The organism is Marinobacter mobilis (genome assembly GCF_900106945.1).
Classification (GTDB): Bacteria; Pseudomonadota; Gammaproteobacteria; order Pseudomonadales; family Oleiphilaceae; genus Marinobacter; species Marinobacter mobilis.
In genome coordinates, this window is the sequence record NZ_FNNE01000003.1 from 125,720 (window position 1) to 142,411 (window position 16,692).

Annotated in this window: 16 protein-coding genes; 5 read left to right on the top strand and 11 right to left on the bottom strand. The window is 57.1% G+C overall.

The genetic code is table 11. The annotated features are described in order from the left end of the window. Positions 1–2 precede the first annotated feature (2 nt). From BLV11_RS05425 to ccoN, 7 genes are all read right to left on the bottom strand, one after another. The gene (locus tag BLV11_RS05425; RefSeq protein ID WP_091811959.1) at positions 3–2,447 is read right to left on the bottom strand and encodes a heavy metal translocating P-type ATPase; all 2,445 of its coding nucleotides are present in this window, start codon (positions 2,445–2,447) and stop codon (positions 3–5) included. A 6-nt stretch (positions 2,448–2,453) separates the two neighbouring features. Continuing rightward, complete coding sequence (locus tag BLV11_RS05430) at positions 2,454–2,969, bottom strand: FixH family protein (protein WP_091811960.1); 516 nt, start codon at positions 2,967–2,969, stop codon at positions 2,454–2,456. 39 nt (positions 2,970–3,008) lie between these two features. Further along, positions 3,009–4,439 carry a cytochrome c oxidase accessory protein CcoG gene (gene ccoG, locus BLV11_RS05435; RefSeq protein WP_091811961.1) on the bottom strand — a complete coding sequence of 477 codons (1,431 nt, stop codon included), beginning with the start codon at positions 4,437–4,439 and terminating at the stop codon, positions 3,009–3,011. A 146-nt stretch (positions 4,440–4,585) separates the two neighbouring features. After that, a complete protein-coding gene (gene ccoP, locus BLV11_RS05440) occupies positions 4,586–5,476 on the bottom strand; it encodes a cytochrome-c oxidase, cbb3-type subunit III (protein ID WP_091811962.1) in 891 nt (296 codons plus the stop codon). Beyond that, a complete protein-coding gene (locus BLV11_RS05445) occupies positions 5,473–5,658 on the bottom strand; it encodes a cbb3-type cytochrome oxidase subunit 3 (protein ID WP_091811963.1) in 186 nt (61 codons plus the stop codon). The genes ccoP and BLV11_RS05445 overlap by 4 nt, the downstream gene beginning before the upstream one ends. Positions 5,659–5,663: 5 nt before the next feature. Further along, the gene (ccoO, locus tag BLV11_RS05450) at positions 5,664–6,272 is read right to left on the bottom strand and encodes a cytochrome-c oxidase, cbb3-type subunit II (RefSeq protein WP_091811964.1); all 609 of its coding nucleotides are present in this window, start codon (positions 6,270–6,272) and stop codon (positions 5,664–5,666) included. Between the two features lie 17 nt (positions 6,273–6,289). After that, the gene (gene ccoN / locus BLV11_RS05455; protein WP_091811965.1) at positions 6,290–7,720 is read right to left on the bottom strand and encodes a cytochrome-c oxidase, cbb3-type subunit I; all 1,431 of its coding nucleotides are present in this window, start codon (positions 7,718–7,720) and stop codon (positions 6,290–6,292) included. Between the two features lie 229 nt (positions 7,721–7,949). Here ccoN and BLV11_RS05460 point away from each other — a divergent pair, with 229 nt between their 5' ends. Next, a complete protein-coding gene (locus BLV11_RS05460) occupies positions 7,950–8,612 on the top strand; it encodes an alpha/beta family hydrolase (RefSeq protein ID WP_342707416.1) in 663 nt (220 codons plus the stop codon). On the opposite strand, the gene BLV11_RS05465 is transcribed toward BLV11_RS05460, so the two are convergent. Together BLV11_RS05465 and BLV11_RS05470 are read right to left on the bottom strand one after the other, a co-directional pair. Further along, positions 8,598–10,460: a sensor domain-containing diguanylate cyclase gene (locus BLV11_RS05465; RefSeq protein ID WP_091811966.1), complete on the bottom strand. Its 1,863-nt coding sequence runs from the start codon at positions 10,458–10,460 to the stop codon at positions 8,598–8,600. The two genes, BLV11_RS05460 and BLV11_RS05465, sit on opposite strands and share 15 nt — an antisense overlap. A gap of 105 nt (positions 10,461–10,565) precedes the next feature. Continuing rightward, positions 10,566–10,850, bottom strand: coding sequence for an antibiotic biosynthesis monooxygenase family protein (locus BLV11_RS05470; RefSeq protein WP_091811967.1), 285 nt, complete (start codon positions 10,848–10,850; stop codon positions 10,566–10,568). 129 nt (positions 10,851–10,979) lie between these two features. Between BLV11_RS05470 and tusA the strand changes: the two genes are divergently transcribed. Further along, complete coding sequence (tusA, locus tag BLV11_RS05475; RefSeq protein WP_091811968.1) at positions 10,980–11,219, top strand: sulfurtransferase TusA; 240 nt, start codon at positions 10,980–10,982, stop codon at positions 11,217–11,219. Positions 11,220–11,256: 37 nt separating this feature from the next. Here the strand turns inward: tusA and dsbD are convergent, their stop codons facing one another. Further along, positions 11,257–13,173 carry a protein-disulfide reductase DsbD gene (gene dsbD / locus BLV11_RS05480; RefSeq protein ID WP_091811969.1) on the bottom strand — a complete coding sequence of 639 codons (1,917 nt, stop codon included), beginning with the start codon at positions 13,171–13,173 and terminating at the stop codon, positions 11,257–11,259. Between the two features lie 139 nt (positions 13,174–13,312). Between dsbD and BLV11_RS05485 the strand changes: the two genes are divergently transcribed. Genes BLV11_RS05485 through pdxB form a run of 3 tightly spaced genes read left to right on the top strand, consistent with a single transcriptional unit; the run spans position 13,313 to position 16,406 of the window. Further along, complete coding sequence (locus BLV11_RS05485; protein ID WP_091811970.1) at positions 13,313–13,870, top strand: elongation factor P hydroxylase; 558 nt, start codon at positions 13,313–13,315, stop codon at positions 13,868–13,870. A gap of 22 nt (positions 13,871–13,892) precedes the next feature. Beyond that, entirely contained in the window at positions 13,893–15,233 is a 1,341-nt protein-coding gene (locus BLV11_RS05490) for a DEAD/DEAH box helicase (protein WP_091811971.1), read from the top strand. 24 nt (positions 15,234–15,257) lie between these two features. Next, positions 15,258–16,406, top strand: coding sequence for a 4-phosphoerythronate dehydrogenase PdxB (pdxB, locus tag BLV11_RS05495; protein ID WP_091811972.1), 1,149 nt, complete (start codon positions 15,258–15,260; stop codon positions 16,404–16,406). A 10-nt stretch (positions 16,407–16,416) separates the two neighbouring features. Here pdxB and BLV11_RS05500 read toward each other — a convergent pair whose 3' ends face one another. Beyond that, the gene (locus BLV11_RS05500; RefSeq protein WP_091811973.1) at positions 16,417–16,599 is read right to left on the bottom strand and encodes a PA1571 family protein; all 183 of its coding nucleotides are present in this window, start codon (positions 16,597–16,599) and stop codon (positions 16,417–16,419) included. Between the last annotated feature and the right edge of the window lie 93 nt (positions 16,600–16,692).

Consider the following 16,692-nt stretch of genomic DNA (forward strand, 5'->3'; position numbering starts at 1 on the left):
GGTCAGGTCTCTGACAGTTCGGTGCCGGCCGTGATGGCGGTGTTGTCACGGCGCGGATTTGGATCCTTGCCCAGCCGCAAGGCGTTGAGGACCACGACCAGCGAGCTGAGTGACATGCCAATGGCGGCCAGCCATGGAGGTATCATACCAGCCGCAGCCAGCGGCAGTGCACAGAGGTTGTAGCCCAGTGCCCAGGTCATGTTCTGGCGGATGACCCGGCGGGTGGCATTACTGGTGCGGATAGCCTCCACGATCTGCCGGAGCTGACCATTTAGCAGCACGGCATCGGCGCGCAACTGGGTCAGGTCGGCAGCGGACCCCATGGCGACTGAAATAGAGGCGCCTGCCATGGACGGCAAGTCATTGAGGCCATCGCCCACCATCATGATGTGATGACCCTGTTCCTGCATCGAACGCAGCCGGGCCAGCTTGTCTTCCGGGGTTGCCTGACCGTAGGCTTCATCAAGGCCGAGCAGGTTGGCAATGTAGGCGACGTGCCCGGAACGGTCGCCACTGAGCAGTACCGTTCGGATGCCGAGGGTGTGAAGGGCTTTCAGGGCTTCGTCAGCATCTTGCCGTGGCCGGTCGTCTAGCACAAAGCAGGCAAGCCACTGACTTTCACTGGCGAGCCAAATAGCAATACCGTGGCCGGTTTCCAGGCTTGGCTTGGGCTCCCGGGTATGGGCGGCAACAAAATCGATGTGACCGATGGCCACGGACTGCCCCTGCCAGGTGCCGGTAAGCCCTCCGCCGACGTGATTTCTGGTGCCGGTCAGCGTGGCCGGTCGATGGCTCGAGAATGCCTGGGCTATGGGGTGTTCAGACTGTTGTTCGAGGCCTGCGGCCAGCTCTAGCGCGTCCATCTCGGAGAGTGGGCCCAGCAGGTGGGTGCTGACCAGCGAGAGCTTCCCTTCCGTCAGCGTACCGGTTTTATCGAATACCACGGTGTCCACGGTGTGGAGTAATTCAAGGGTGTGTCCGCGGGTAGGCAGAAACCCAAGCTTGCGCAACTTGACGGTGGCGCTGGTAATGGCGGTAGGGGTCGCCAGGGAAAGCGCGCAGGGGCAGGTAACAACAAGGACTGAAAGGGTGATATCGAAGGCGTTGTCGGCACCGGCGAGCCACCAGCCAATCCACACCAGCGGCGCGAGTATCAGGATACGGCTGACAAACATCCCGGCAACCCGGTCAGCCATCCTGGCCACCTGGGGTTTTTCCGATTGAACCCGGTCAAGTATGCGGAGAATGCCTGACAAGCGGGTACTCGCCCCGGTTTTTTCGACCCGGATATGCAGCGGGTGCTCGCCATTAACGCTGCCGGCATGGACCAAATCACCGCTGGTTCGTGTTTCCGGCAGGTACTCGCCTGTCAGTGCCGCTTCGTTGACGGTTGACTGGCCGCTCAGAATAACCCCGTCTACCGGGAGTGTTTCACCGGGTTTGACGACAATCACATCACCGGCACAGAGTTCATGGGTCGCCACCAGTTCGATGTTTTCACCGACCTTGCGGCTGGCGACCTGGGGCTGGCTCCCGGCAAGGGCGTTACCGGTCAGACCGGCACGGTAGCGTGCCTGCATTTCAATATAGCGGCCAAGGGAGAGCAGGAAGGTAAACATGCACACTGATTCAAAATAGACCTCCTCTCCGCCGACCACGGTGACCCAGGCGCTGGCCAGATAGGCCAGGCCGATGGCCGTGGCAACGGGCACGTCCATGGTCAGGTGCCGGCTGCGTATATCCCTGAGTGCATTCTGAAAAAACGGACGGGCGCTGTACAGCACCACGGGCGTTGCCACCAGCAGGCTGAACCAGCGAAAGAGCTGGATGAACGTCGGCGAGAGGTCATTGATCAGTTCAAAGTACAGGGGAAAGGCCAGCATCATGCTCTGGACAGTGCCGATACCGGCAACGCACAGGCGAATCAGCGCACTTCGTTTTTCTGCTTTGAGCGCCTGTTCGGCCTCGTCGGCCTTGTAGGGGCGTGCGGTATAGCCCAGCTCATGAATGGCGATGACCAGCTCGCTAAGGGAGGTCTGTTCCGGCGACCACACCAGCCGGGCACGTTGGGTCGTATGGTTGACCGAGAAGGAGCGAACGCCAGACTGGTGGGTAAGGTGATTTTCCAATAGCCAGATACAGGCTGCACAGGTGATCCCCTCGATCAGCAGCTGTGCCTCCATGCCGCCTTTCACAGGCAGGACAAAGGATTGCTGGACCAACGGGTGGTCCAGTTCGCGTATCTGCTCAAGTTCACTTGCCGTCAGCGACTTTGGGGTTACTGCAGGCGCGGTTCGGTGTTGATAGAACCCGGTGAGACCTTCCTGGTGGATGGTCTCACACACGGAGCGGCAACCATAGCAGCAGAACTCTCGGGTCTGGCCATCCAGTTCCAGAGTAATGGGAGGCTGGCTGCTGGCTTCCTCACCACAGTGGAAGCAACGCATGGCGGGTTAGCCCTGGTCTTGCACTGTCACCCCGAGCTCCAGTGAGGTACTGGAAGGCAGGGCAATTTCTCCTTTTAGGCGCCAGTCGTTTTCCGGCCCCCTAAGATCCAGGTACCAGCGTCCATTCATATCATGGGGCAGCTGGCCCCGATAGGAATGCTCACTCTCCGGCATCAGCTGAACGGTTCGATCCTCGCCTTCCAACGTCGGGTGGAACAGGTTGAGCACCAAATAGGGATGATCTGCAGCATCGGCCTGCCCTTGCAGGTTGACGTATACCGTCTCCTGCTCGAAGGTGAGCTCGGCCAGCAGGCCTAGTTCTGCCGCCCGTTCATCGCGGGCCAGTTCCATATTGATGCCGCGGCCCTCCTTGGAGTAGTCATCGCTGACCATGGAGTTCTCGGACGTGATCGCCATGGTGATCATGAAGATGCACCAGATGATGGCGGCGGTCGGGAAAATCAGCAGAAACCAGAACCAGGGTTGCCGGTACCAGGGGCTGATGGGCTGTTGTTCACTCATAACGGGTCTCTCGGGGGGAGGGCCCCGGTAATCCAGGGATTACCGGTTAGGCCCTACAAATCGGCTTTCAGTGGTGATGTTCAGAGTCTCGTCGGTAAGTGACTTCATCTGGAACGTGATGGTGGTGTTGCTGTCGACAATCGCTTCCGGATCTACCTCAACAACCGCAGGCAGTGAGGCGTGCTCACCACTTGCCACGGTGACTTCGCTGCGGGTGCTGAGGTTAATGGTTTCCATGCCACTGACCGAAATACGGTAGGTTTGTGGGACCTCAGACATATTGGCGATCTTGAGGGTGTAGGAGTTCTCGACCAGGCCCTGGCCGTTATAGTTGAACAGCGAACCCCGGTCTCTCAGTACATCAAGCTCTGCCGGCACACGGGTCATCAGGGTAAAGACGATGGCACCGACCATGGCAAGCAGCACCGCGCCGTAACCAAAGGTGCGAGGGCGGGCAAGTTTTGACGGTTTGCCTTCAAGCTCACTCTCGGTGGTATAGCGAATGAGTCCCTTCGGATAGTCCATTTTTTCCATGACCTCGTCACAGGCATCAATGCACAGGGCGCAGCCGATGCATTCGTACTGGAGTCCGTCGCGAATATCGATACCCGTTGGGCACACCTGCACACAGAGACCACAGTCGATACAGTCTCCCAGCCCCGCCTCATCCTTGTTAACGGATTTCTTGCGGCCACCGCGGGGCTCGCCCCGGTTCGGATCGTAGGAGACAACACGGGTATCGGGGTCAAACATGACGGATTGGAAACGGGCATAAGGGCACATGTACAGGCAGACCTGCTCACGCATCCATCCGGCATTCAGATAGGTGGCAACGGTAAAAAACATGACCCAGAAATAGGCCCAGCCGTTGGCGTTGAAGGTAAACAGATCAACGATCAGTTCACGTATAGGGTAGAAATAGCCGACAAACGTGAGGCCGGTTGCAAGGGCGATAAACAGCCAGACCGCGTGTTTGAGGGATTTCTTGAACAGTTTTTGCGGAGAGTTGGGGGATTTGTCCAGCTTCATCCGCTTGTTCCGGCTACCCTCAATCCGCTCTTCGACCCACATGAAGATAAATGTCCACACCGTCTGGGGGCAGGTGTATCCGCACCAGACGCGGCCGAATAGAGTGGTCACAAAGAACAGGCCGAAGGCAGAAATGATCAGCATGCCGGACAACAGAATGAAGTCCTTCGGATAGAACGTAGCGCCGTACAGGTGGAATTCACGACCCGGAAGGTCGAAATAAATCAGGGGGGCGCCATCGATGGTGATCCAGCAAAACGCAAAGTACATCCCCATCAGCGCCATCAGACTGAAGAAGCGGATGCGTTGGAACAAGCCGTGGACTTCTTTTACGTAAATCTTCTTGCGGCTGGCGTAAAGCTCGACGGTCTCTTGTTTGTTGTTATTGTTGGAGGCGTCAGTCTTGGGGTCGATCTGTTTTACCGGTATTTGACTGCTCATCGTTACCTCCCATCAGGGGCTGCATCTCTGAGGATGCTTGTAGTCTTTTCAAGGCTGGGCCCGGAATACCCGGACCCAGAGTTCAAAAGACTCAAAACCTTTGAGCCGGGGCGAGGGCGCTGCCGCGAAGACAGCGCCACGCGCCTTTACTTCGACAGGCTGTAGACGTAAGCGGCCAGAATGTGGATCTGGTCTTCGCTGAGTCGACCGCCCTGAGCCGGCATCTGGTTCTGGCGACCGTGGAGAACGGTCTCCTGGATGCGCTCATAGGTACTGCCGTAGAGCCAAGTGTTATCGGTCAGGTTAGGTGCGCCCATGGCCTGATTACCCTTGGCATCGACACCGTGGCATGCGGCACACGCCTGGCCGAACAGCTGTTCACCGGCCTTGGCAGCTTCTGCGTCCTGAGCACGGTCACTGAAGCTCAGTACGTAGTTGACCACCTGATCCACCTGCTCGGCATTCATGCCTGGCATCATGCCCTTGGCTGGCATGGCGCCCTGACGACCATGGGTAATGGTCTGCAGAATAGCTTCAGGTGTACCGCCGTAGAGCCAGTCGTTGTCGGTCAGGTTGGGGAAGCCAAGAGAGCCTCGACCCGCCGCACCATGGCACAGGGCACAGTTGTTGGCGAACAGGCGTTGTCCCATTTTCATGGCATCTTCATCCTGAGCCAGGTCAACGATCGCTGTGTCGCCGTAGCGGGCGTAAATTTCGCCGTAACGGGCGTCAGCTGCCTCAACTTCCTTTTCCCACTGGTTGTGCTGGGTCCAGTCCAGGAAGCCCTTGTAGCTGCCCAGGCCCGGATAGGCCGCCAGGTAACCCAGGGCGAACACGCAAGTGGCCAGGAAAAGGTAGAACCACCACTTAGGCAGCGGGTTGTCGTACTCCTCAATGCCATCGTAGGAATGACCGGTGGTACGATCAGTTTCAGTGTCGGTTGTCTGGCCTTTACGGGTTGCCCACAGCAGCCACACGCAGCCAAAGATGGTACCGAGCACGATCGCGCTGATCCAGATGCTCCAGAAGGTACTCATTGTTTCTTCTCCGTTTTTTCGTTTTCCAGGGTACGGCGATCGATATCGTCATCATCGAAGGGCAGATGGGCTGCCTCATCGTTGGCTTTGCTGCGGCGGGCGCTGTACGCCCACCAGCAAATACCGAGGAAAGCGATCATGACGAGCACGGTGTGTATACCGCGTACCTCATTAATATCCATCGGAATCACCGTTTGGTTGAGATCACAGTGCCGAGCTGCTGCAAGTAGGCAACCAGCGCTTCGATCTCGAACTTGCCTTCCACCTGGGCGGCTGCACCGGCAATCTGCTCGTCGGTGTAAGGTACGCCCAGAGTCTGCATGGCTTGCAACTTGGCGGCGGTGCCAGATGCGTCGACCTTCTCGTCAAACAGCCATGGGAAAGCTGGCATGATGGATGTTGGAACAACGCTGCGCGGATCGTACAAGTGCATACGATGCCATGCATCGGAGTAACGTTCGCCGACACGGGCAAGGTCCGGACCGGTCCGCTTGGAGCCCCACAGGAAGGGGTGTTCGTAGACGAACTCGCCGGCAACGGAGTAGTGGCCATAGCGCTCGGTTTCAGCACGGAACGGACGGATCATCTGGGTATGGCAGACGTGACAACCTTCACGAATGTAGATGTCACGACCTTCCAGCTCCAGCGGCGTCAGCGGTTCCAGGCCAGCAACCGGCTCGTTGGTTTCCTTCAGGAAGAACAGGGGCACTACCTCAACCAGGAAGCCGCCGCTGATCACCAGTACGATCAGCAGGGCCATGAGCCCGAGGTTCTTTTCAACAATATCGTGTCTCATTGGTCTCTCTACTCCTCTCAGGCTACCTGGGCGGCGCTGTTGTCCAGGGCTACGGCGTCTTTCTGACGTACAGTCTTGTAGACGTTGTAAGCCATGATCAGCATGCCGCTGACGAACACGACGCCACCGAGGAATCGAACAAAATAGCCAGGTGCAGAGGCTTCCATGGATTCTACAAAGCTGTAGGTCAGGGTGCCGTCGCTGTTAACCGCACGCCACATCAGGCCCTGCATGATGCCGTTGACCCACATCGCGACGATGTACAGAACGGTACCAACCGTGGCCAGCCAGAAGTGCAGGTTGATCAGGGAGACGCTGTACATCTGACGCACGCCCCACAGTTTGGGGATTAGGTGGTAGATAGCGCCAATACTGATCATGGCAACCCAGCCCAGAGCACCGGAGTGTACGTGACCAATGGTCCAGTCGGTGTTGTGTGAGAGTGCATTGACGGTCTTGATGGCCATCATCGGGCCTTCGAAAGTGGACATGCCGTAGAACGACAGGGATACCACCAGGAAGCGAAGGATCGGGTCAGTGCGCAGTTTGTGCCAGGCGCCAGACAGCGTCATCATGCCGTTGATCATGCCGCCCCAGCTCGGAGCCAGCAGAATCAGGGACATGACCATACCGGCAGTCTGTGCCCAGTCAGGCAGGGCGCTGTAGTGCAGGTGGTGACCACCAGCCCAGACGTAAGTGGCGATCAGAGCCCAGAAGTGCACGATAGACAGGCGGTAGGAGTACACGGGACGTTCTGCCTGCTTCGGTACGAAGTAGTACATCATGCCCAGGAAGCCAGCAGTCAGGAAGAAACCGACCGCGTTGTGTCCCCACCACCACTGCATCATGGCATCAGTAACGCCGGAGTACAGGGAGTAGGACTTGAATGCGCTGACCGGCAGTTCCAGGTTGTTACCAACGTGGAGAACCGCAACGGTAATAATGAAGGCGCCATAGAACCAGTTGGCAACGTAGATATGAGGAGCTTTACGCTTGGTTACGGTACCAAAGAAGACAATGGCATAGCTTACCCAAACCAGGGTGATCATGATGTCGATCGGCCATTCCAGCTCAGCGTATTCCTTGGTGCTGGTGAAACCCTGCGGCAGAGTCAGGACGGCTGCCACCAGAATGGCTTGCCAGCCCCAGAACGTAAACTGAGCCAAACCGTCGGAAAACAGTCGTGTCTGACAGGTACGCTGTACCACGTAATAGGACGTTGCGAACAGGGCGCAACCACCGAAACCGTAGATTACGGCGTTGGTATGCAGCGGCCGCAGGCGACCGAAGTGGGTAAAGGGCAGGTCCAGGTTCATTGAGGGCCAGACGAGTTGAGATGCGATCAACACGCCAAGGCTCATCCCGATAATACCCCATACCACTGTCATGATGGCGAACTGTCTCACCACCTTGTAGTTGTATGTCAGGTTTGGATTTACTGTGCTCATAGCCTTACCAATGGATTTAGAGTGGGGAAATGTGCGGGCGCAAGTATGGAGAAACCGTGACGGCTTTGCAATGACTCAGGTCAACTCCAGACCGGCAGTCAAAGTCCCTCAAATCAGTCACATGGCCTTGACTCCGGGGGAAACATCCGGCGTGGCCATGTTATGCTTTTGCGCCCAGTTATGGGGGTTTTTTATTGGTGTCAATATGATAGTCGCATTTGGAGGTTAGGTGAACTCTACTGACGGATATATAGACAAAGCAGGAAGTAGCGACTTTGGTGCGGTGCTGATCCTGGCCCATGGTGCCGGTGCGCCCATGGACTCACCGTTCATGGAGCTGTTGGCGCGGCAACTGGCAGTGCAGGGAGTCACGGTTGTTCGTTTCGAGTTTCCTTATATGCAGAAGCGTCGGGAAGATGGTCGAAAGCGTCCACCGGACCGGGCCGAGAAACTGTTGGCTGCCTTTGTAAATACTGTTGAGCGGGTCAGCGCAACGCTGTCGCCGGATCAGGCCCTGTATCTTGGTGGTAAGTCCATGGGCGGGCGAATGGCCAGCCTGCTCGCGGCCGATACCCATTTGAAGGGGGTGTTTCGTGGGGTCGTGTGCTTTGGCTATCCGTTTCATCCGCCGGGCAAACTCGATAAGTGGCGTCTTGGGCATTTTGACGACCTATGGTGCCCTGTCAAAATCCAGCAGGGCACCCGTGATCCCTTTGGGAAGCTGGATGAGGTAGCTGCGCAGTCGATGCCCGGTAGGGTTTCCATTGACTGGTTGGAAGGAGGTAATCATGACTTTCTGCCTCCGAAAAAACTGGACCATACCCAGGACATGCTGATCGGGCAGGCTGCGTTGAATGCTGCGACCTTTATGAAGACGCTAAACCAGGGCTGATCGGGCGTCGGTCAACCGGACGGCAGCCGGATCGATCTCGGTTCGGTCGCGACCACCTTCCTTGGCCCGATAGAGAGCCTGGTCGGCCCGCTCAAAGGTTGCCGCGATGGTGTCGCCCGGGCTCAGGATGGCAATGCCGGCACTCATCGTCACTTGATGTCGGCTGCCATCCGGTGCCGTTACCGGAGAGCTGCGGATGTCGTCCAGTACCGCGTCGCTAACCCGCTGAGCCCCTGAGGCGTCTGTTTCCGGCAGAATCAGTGCAAACTCCTCGCCACCGTAACGGACGGCGACATCTCTCGGCCGGCAGATGTTACGTTCGAGCACCTGCGCGATCGCCTTCAGGCAGGTGTCGCCAAAACCGTGCCCAAAGCGGTCATTGATCGTCTTGAAATGGTCAGCGTCAACGAGAACAAAAGCGACCGGTTGTCCGGTGCGGTGCGCTTCCCGAGCCAGTTCGATCAGGCGATTGTCCATGTAACGGCGATTGTACAGTCCGGTGAGTTCATCCCGGGTGCTGAGCGCCTCGAGTTGGCGGTTTGCGTTCTCAAGGTCATGCATGGCCGCTCGGAGCTGGGTGGTTCGCTCATTGACCTGTCGCTCCAGTTTCTGTTTGGCGCTGCACTCCACCTCGAGCAGTTTCAGGTTAAGTTCGCGCCAGCGTTGTACCATGGCGTAATTCAGCAATACCACCTGGCTGCCGATGGCTCCCTGCATGACAATCTCGTGGGTGAGAAAGTCTGGGAGATAGCCGAAGGCTGCCAGGGCGTAGCTGATGGTGCCGAGGACCATGGTCGACCATGACAGGACGTACCACCGGGCATGACTCAGGCCCTGACGCCAACGTGCAATGCCGATGAAGAACAGGTTGCAGATGACGATCAACGCTACCGGGGCGATGGTCTTGATGGCGGTGGTATAAGACAGGTAGGGCGCCAGAAACAGGAGGGTGACACCGGCCAGACTCTGTATGGTCAAAAGCCTGGAGGTGAACGTTTTCCTGTCCAGTACATCCAGAAACGAGCGGCCAAACAGGTTCATCGACAATGCGCACAGCGCCATGCTGATGGGAATGGCGGTGTTGGCGAGATCCGGGTTGTAGGGCCAGAGGTACTGGTAGGCGAAACCGCCCATGGCGAACAGGAACATGCCCAGTCCAGCCATATAGAACGCATTATAGAAGTAGTAGGTGGTTCCAGAGCTGACAAACAACAGCAGATTGAAGATCGAAAAGATAAGCAGCGAACCGTAAAACAGGCCGTGGGTCAGGGTGAGTTTGTTGCTGGAACTCACCAGTTCATCCGGGGTGACCAGGGCAATGGGAAGATTCACGGCGCCACTGCTGTGGAGGCGAATGGATACCTGTGCGGTTTCCCCTTCTCTCAGGGATACCGGCAGCAGGTAATAGCGGTAATCCACCCCTCGACTGAAAAACGGCATGCGATCACCGGTTGTGATCACGCGGTGGTCCGACGGTGCATCAAGATGGAACTCCACATGATCCAGTGGTGCGTAGTCCAGTTTCAGGTACCAGAAGCCCGGTGTTGTGGCGCCGTTATGGATATCGATGCGAAGCCAGTAGTAGTCCTCGGACTGCGGGAAGGCCAGATCCTCACCTTGCGCTGATCGCCAGCTCAGGGTGTCAGGAAGCTCCCCCGTCGATAGGGTTTTCCAGTGGGGTGAGGTTTTCGGTATGGCTATATAGCAGGTAAAATCCAGCAATCTGGCCCGCTCGTCAGCCACTGACGCATCGATTTCCGGGCAAAGCTGCTGAGCCCTTGAGGGTTCCGCGTAGGTGCTGGAAGTACCGAGCAGCAGGGCGGTGAGTAGCAGGAAATACCTGACCATTGAGTGCATCCGTATTCAGCCAGCGGGCGAAAAGCCGGTAGTGTAGCAAGAGGATGCACAGCAATGATGTTAAACAGTTTGGAATTACAACAAGCCTCTGGCCTGTCAGCACTGCTCCAGGATTGTGATTTTTTCGTCGCGATCCATCATTGGCAGGATGGCGCTCATCAACTCCTTACGGGTGTCTGAATGAAACCAGCGGTCCCATTCGGCAGCCGAGCGCCAGTTGGACAGAGTGAGCCGGTGATTGGGATCTGCGGCGTCGTACAGGGTTTCACCAGAAATGAAGCCGGGGGCACTGACGGCTTGCTGCAGAACGCTGCGAGAGTGTTCTTCATACGCTGACTCAAGGGTCTCGGCGATATGACGTTCGATCAGGACTCGAATCATGGCAATCTCCGGGTTGGCAATGAATGTTGGACGTTACCCGGGCATAATTTCCCGGCTGCTTTTTTAGCTGGTTATACACTATAAATTAGCACGACAGTGTGAAATTTCACTATAAATTAGGGGGTTGAGTTGAATATTCCTGAGCACCAGGCAGAACTGGACGCGCGCGGGCTGTTTTGTCCGGAACCGGTGATGATGCTTCACAACCGGATTCTGGAGGTGCCGGAGGGCGGCATTCTGAAGGTCATGGCGACGGATCCCTCCACGACAAGGGATATTCCGCGTTTCTGTCAGTTCTTGAACCACGAGCTGGTAGCAACTGAGCAGAGTGACCAGGACTTCGTCTATTACATTCGTCGTGGGGCCTGACCGCGGCAGTTTGAATCGACAGGTGGTGGCGCTGACATCAGCGTCGTTCCAGTTTGGCTATGTGGTTGAGAAACTGTTCCTGATCCATCTCACCCAGAACGCGAAGGTTCTCTGCCTCACGGCCATTGGCCTGGTAGAACAGGATGGCCGGCGGGCCAAATAAGCCGAGGCGATTCAGCAACGCCTGCTGTTCAGGCGTGTTGTCAGTCACATCGAATTGTAGCCATTGGTGGTTTGAGAGGGCTGACTTGACCTCAGTCGTATCGAAAACCTGCCGTTCCATAACTTTGCAGGAAATGCACCAGTCGGCGTAAAAGTCCAGCATGACAGGGGTGCGGCTGTCAGCCGCCCGTTGTAATGCACGCTCCAGTTCCGCAGGTGAGTTCAGCCTCAGGAAATCGTCATGCTCCGTGCGAGGGGCTTCCATCGCCTGCACTGCGGCAGTCTGAGGGATAAACGCCGACAACGGTTTCAGCGGATCGTGGGCGCCGCTAAGTGCGCCAGCGAGTAGGGCGATACCGTAGGCAAACAGTACCAGACCAAGGCCTTTCCAGGTTCGCTCCCAGCCTGCGCGGGCCTTGTCAAAGGCGCCCAGTTGAACGCCAGTGACGGTGGCAAGAAGTCCCCACAAGGTCAGGGTTGCCCAAGAAGGAATCAGGCGCTCGACCAGCCATACGGCAACGGCCAGCAGCATGACGCCGTAGAAGGATTTGACCACGTTCATCCAGGGGCCGGTTGCCGGCAACAGGCGACGGCCGCCAACGGCGACCAGTATCAGCGGAATGCCCATGCCTATGCCCAGGGAAAACAGGGCGATTCCGCCAAGGGCGGCATCCTGGGTCGTGCTGATATATAAAAGGCTGCCAGCGAGAGGAGCGGAAACGCACGGTGATACCACCAGAGACGACAGTGCACCAATCGCAAAGATACTGGCAACCCGGCTGCCGGTTAATTGGTGGCTGGCATGATTGAGTCGGTCACGGAGAAATCGTGGCAGTTGCAGATCGTAGACGTTAAACATGGAGAGCGAAAACGCCACAAACATCGCAGCAAAGGTGCCGAGTACCCAAGGTGATTGCAGTTGTGCCTGCAAATTGAAACTGGCCCCGAGAAGCCCTGTGATGACGCCTGCGGCAGCGTAGGTCAGCGCCATGCCGATGACATAACTGGACGAAAGCAGCAGGGCGTGAGCATGGGTCTGAGTGTTCCGGCTGGAGACCAGCGCGGAGATAATGGGCACCATGGGGAGTACGCACGGCGTAAAGGTCAGGCCAAGTCCCAGCAGGAGGAAGATGGCTGCGATGGTGGCGGTGGAACTGCTGGCCAGGAAGCTCGCCAGCCCAGTCGCGCTTTCGGTATCAATTGTATCCTCGGGTCCATCGGTTCCGGTGGGCGACAGATTACCGGCCTGGCTGGCAGCAGTACCTGGGTAGAACAGCACATCCCGGGTTTGTGGCGGATAGCAGAGGCCGGCATCCGCGCACCCCTGATAGCTGACCTGCAGGTTGGCTTCGACCGTATTTGCCGGAAGGATTACCGGCACGGTTGCTGTCACTGCCTGATGGAATACGGTGACCGGACCGAAGTAGGGGTCGTCCTTGTTTTCTCCGGGCAGAGAAAATTCCGGGGTGGCCAGGGTTACGCCCTCGTCGAGGGCGGTGACGGTAATCCGATCCTGATACAGGTAATGGCCGGGGGTGACGTTCCAGGTCAGGATCAGTCGGTCGCCGTCGCTGGAAAAGGAGAAGGGCAGTGCTTCATCGACGGGAAGAAATTCGCTGCTGCTGGTACTGCTGAACAGTCCGGAGCCGGTGCCACCAAGTGCCAGGGCGCTGGCTGGCACCAAAGAGCATGCCGTGAGCAACAGCGCACAGAGCCAGCCTGTGGGCCGGTTGCGGGGGGCATGACAGTAACGATTAAAACTTGTTTCGGGCTGGACGCTCACTAAGGCCATAAACGGAACTGCTTCTCTTGAAATTTGGGGCAATGTCGGGATTATACCGACTCTGCCAGAAAGTCATCGAATGGACTCCGCGCGCGCGGATAAGTTCCCACTGGTATTGAATTCATTAAACACGCACAATAGCGGACGCATGAAACACCATCCAAACGATCTTATCATGCTGTTTAACGACCTGTTCCGGGAAAGCTTCCGGACGATCCTGGTCCGCGGCACTGATGAACCCGAATATCTGCCCGAAGTTGAAGGTGGCGGGCCTGCGAAGGTCATTTTTGCTCATGGTTATTATGCCAGTGCCCTGCATGAAATTAGCCACTGGTGCATAGCTGGTGACTATCGGCGCACGTTGGTGGACTATGGTTACTGGTACTGTCCGGATGGCAGAACTGCGGAACAACAGCAGTGTTTTGAACAGGTAGAGGTCAAGCCACAGGCATTGGAATGGCTGTTTTCGGTTGCGGCCGGATTCCGCTTTCATATCAGCGTGGATAATCTCAATGGTGGTGGCGCCGTTGACGGCGCTGGCTTCAAACGCAGGGTGCGGGAGCAGGCTGATCGCTATCTGACTAATGGGATGCCGGGGAGGGCAGAGGCCTTTTTTCGGACCCTGATGCACTTTTATGGCATGGCCGACCGGTTTTCCTCAGCGTGGCAAGCTGAATTTCCAGACACGGCGCCCGTACACTCATGACCGCAAGGTATCCTGACTGAATATGACAACCTCCAACCCGCAGACTGCATCCACCACGGATGCTCCTGAAGAACAGCAAACACTAACTCCCGAGTCTCCAGCCAGCGGCAGCAGCGTCCGTTTTTCCGATCTCCACCTGGATTCCCGGCTGCTCAATGCGATTACCGAAATCGGATTCACGCATTGTACGCCAATCCAGGCCGAAACATTGCCGTTCACCCTGGCGTGCGAGGACCTGATTGGTCAGGCTCAGACGGGCACCGGCAAGACGGCTGCCTTTTTGATTACAGCGATTCAGACGCTGCTGGAAACTCCGATTCCCGAATCAGAGCGCTTTGCTTCCGAGCCGAGAGTTCTGGCACTGGCGCCGACCCGCGAACTGGCTATGCAGATTGCCAAGGATGCGGAGAAGCTTTGCGGCTACACCGGTCACAATGTAGTGACGGTTGTTGGCGGCATGAACTATGACAAGCAGCGGGATCAACTCCAGAACGAGATTGTGGATATCCTCGTTGCCACACCGGGTCGTCTGATTGATTTCCTGGGCTCTCAGGACGTTTTTCTTGATCAGCTCGACATACTGATTCTGGACGAAGCCGACCGCATGCTGGACATGGGCTTCATTCCCGACGTCAAGCGGATCATTCGCAAGTGTACGCCGAAGGAAGAGCGTCAGACCCTGTTGTTCAGTGCTACCTTTAACCAGGATGTACTCAACCTGGCGTCCATGTGGACCCGCAACGCCGAGTTTGTCGAAATCGAGCCGGAACAGAAAACGGCGGAGCGAGTTCAGCAGACCGTCTATCTGGTCAGCGAAGACGACAAGCTGACGGTGCTGGTGAACTATCTGAAGCGTCCGGGGGTGGACAAGGCCATTGTGTTCGCCAACCGCCGTGACCAGTGTCGCGATCTTGAGGAGAACCTGCGCAACCAGGGCGTTCAGGTCGCGATGATGTCAGGGGAAATAGCGCAGAACAAGCGCCTGAAGACGCTGGATCAGTTCAAGCGTGGTGCCATCCAGGTGTTGGTGGCAACCGACGTTGCGGGTCGCGGTATACACGTCGATGGGGTGACCCACGTGTTCAACTACAACCTTCCCGATAACGCCGAAGACTACGTTCACCGTATCGGACGTACCGGGCGGGCTGGTCAGCATGGCGTATCCGTCAGTCTGGCCGGTGAGGATGATTCCTTCTCCTTGCCCGCTATTGAGTCCTATATCAGCCAGAAGCTGACGTCGACGGTTCCGGAAGAAGATTTGATGGAAGCACTGGCCAAGCCGGCAATCAAACGGCGGCGCAGCAGTGGCGGCGGTGGCCGGAGGCCATCGGGTAACCGTGGGCCGCGGCCTAGAAGATCCTGAGCGAGCATTTAAGGGAAGACCAGCATGTTGATCGTAGCTGACGAGAACATTCCGTTAGTGGATTCCTTCTTTGGTGATTTTGGTCACATCCGAAGGGTGTCTGGTCGCCTGATGTCGCCCGAGGATGTCGCAGATGCGGACATCCTCCTGGTTCGTTCCGTCACCCGTGTTGATGCAAGCTTGCTTGAGGGCAGTCGCGTCAGGTTCGTTGGTACCGCGACCATCGGTACTGATCACATTGACCAGGACTGGCTGCAAGCCAATGACATCGCTTTTTGTGCTGCTCCGGGCTGTAATGCCAACAGTGTGGTGGAGTATGTGCTCAGCGTTCTTGCTTTGCATGCGGAACGCCGGGGACTCAATGACTGGACCGAGCTGTCCGTGGGTATCGTTGGTGTTGGTAATGTCGGAGGTGAGCTGGCCAGCAAGCTGGAGCGCCTTGGCTTTACCATCAGGTTGTGCGACCCCCCAAGGGCAGAGCAGGAGCCGGATGGCGAATTTGTCGGGCTCGATGAGGCGCTTGCCTGTGACGTGGTCACTCTGCATACGCCACTGACGAAGTCGGGCGCGCATGGTACCTATCATTTACTTGACGCTGATCGGCTGAGAACGCTCAATGGCTCCCAGCTCCTGATCAATACCGGCCGGGGAGAAGTGGTTGATAACCCGGCACTGCTGGATTGTCTTGGTCAGCCCGACGCACCGACGGTGGTTCTTGATGTTTGGGAGAATGAGCCCTCCATCATGCCCGAGCTTGTCGAGAACGTGTGGCTGGCTACTCCGCACATCGCAGGTTACAGCCTGGAGGGCAAGTTTCAGGGCACGGAAATGATCTATCAGGCAGTTTGTCAGTATCTGGGCTTTCCAGTGCGTAAGCAGGCTGGTCAGTTTCTCCCCGAACCTGCATTGAGCAAGCTGTCGTTTACCGGCTCAGCCAAGGATGAGGCGGCAGCATTCATGGCGATGCGTTGCTGCTACGACCCGCGTCGTGACGATGCTAATCTGCGTCTGGTGATGGCCGGCAGTCAGGACGAACGGGGGCCAGCCTTCGATCGTTTGCGAAAAGAGTATCCCGTAAGGCGGGAGTTCAGTAGCGCCAAGGTACAACTCAAAGGCGCCAGCAAAGTCTTGCGGGACACCTTCAAGGCACTTGGATTCAAACTGAAGATTTAGAGCGACGCCGTCAGGCCGATTTGCGGATGTTGGCGGAATGCTCAGGCTGGGTCTGGATAAGCGAATCCAGGGTCTGACGCACCATGGTGTCAGTGATGGGCACTTCGCGACCGTCCGATAAAACAATGGCTGCGCCGTTCATCCAGGGTTCTGCAGACTGCTTCTGTTGCATCACGGTGTTGTCCTCTCTCATTGTTGTTCCTCATCGAGTTCGGGGAGCGACTCATGCACTCCCGACGCACCATTCCTTCGGTACTTCCCAACACTACGCCCTGATTATGTCGGA

Excerpts from the sequence above, each read along its gene's own strand:
- BLV11_RS05485 (WP_091811970.1), top strand. The coding sequence starts at position 13,313 with ATGAAACACCATCCAAACGATCTTATCATGCTGTTTAACGACCTGTTC.
- BLV11_RS05425 (WP_091811959.1), bottom strand. The coding sequence starts at position 2,447 with ATGCGTTGCTTCCACTGTGGTGAGGAAGCCAGCAGCCAGCCTCCCATT.
- BLV11_RS05490 (WP_091811971.1), top strand. The coding sequence starts at position 13,893 with ATGACAACCTCCAACCCGCAGACTGCATCCACCACGGATGCTCCTGAA.
- ccoP (WP_091811962.1), bottom strand. The coding sequence starts at position 5,476 with ATGAGTACCTTCTGGAGCATCTGGATCAGCGCGATCGTGCTCGGTACC.
- pdxB (WP_091811972.1), top strand. The coding sequence starts at position 15,258 with ATGTTGATCGTAGCTGACGAGAACATTCCGTTAGTGGATTCCTTCTTT.
- BLV11_RS05430 (WP_091811960.1), bottom strand. The coding sequence starts at position 2,969 with ATGAGTGAACAACAGCCCATCAGCCCCTGGTACCGGCAACCCTGGTTC.
- ccoN (WP_091811965.1), bottom strand. The coding sequence starts at position 7,720 with ATGAGCACAGTAAATCCAAACCTGACATACAACTACAAGGTGGTGAGA.
- BLV11_RS05465 (WP_091811966.1), bottom strand. The coding sequence starts at position 10,460 with ATGGTCAGGTATTTCCTGCTACTCACCGCCCTGCTGCTCGGTACTTCC.
- dsbD (WP_091811969.1), bottom strand. The coding sequence starts at position 13,173 with ATGGCCTTAGTGAGCGTCCAGCCCGAAACAAGTTTTAATCGTTACTGT.
- ccoO (WP_091811964.1), bottom strand. The coding sequence starts at position 6,272 with ATGAGACACGATATTGTTGAAAAGAACCTCGGGCTCATGGCCCTGCTG.
- BLV11_RS05500 (WP_091811973.1), bottom strand. The coding sequence starts at position 16,599 with ATGAGAGAGGACAACACCGTGATGCAACAGAAGCAGTCTGCAGAACCC.
- BLV11_RS05445 (WP_091811963.1), bottom strand. The coding sequence starts at position 5,658 with ATGGATATTAATGAGGTACGCGGTATACACACCGTGCTCGTCATGATC.
- ccoG (WP_091811961.1), bottom strand. The coding sequence starts at position 4,439 with ATGAGCAGTCAAATACCGGTAAAACAGATCGACCCCAAGACTGACGCC.
- BLV11_RS05470 (WP_091811967.1), bottom strand. The coding sequence starts at position 10,850 with ATGATTCGAGTCCTGATCGAACGTCATATCGCCGAGACCCTTGAGTCA.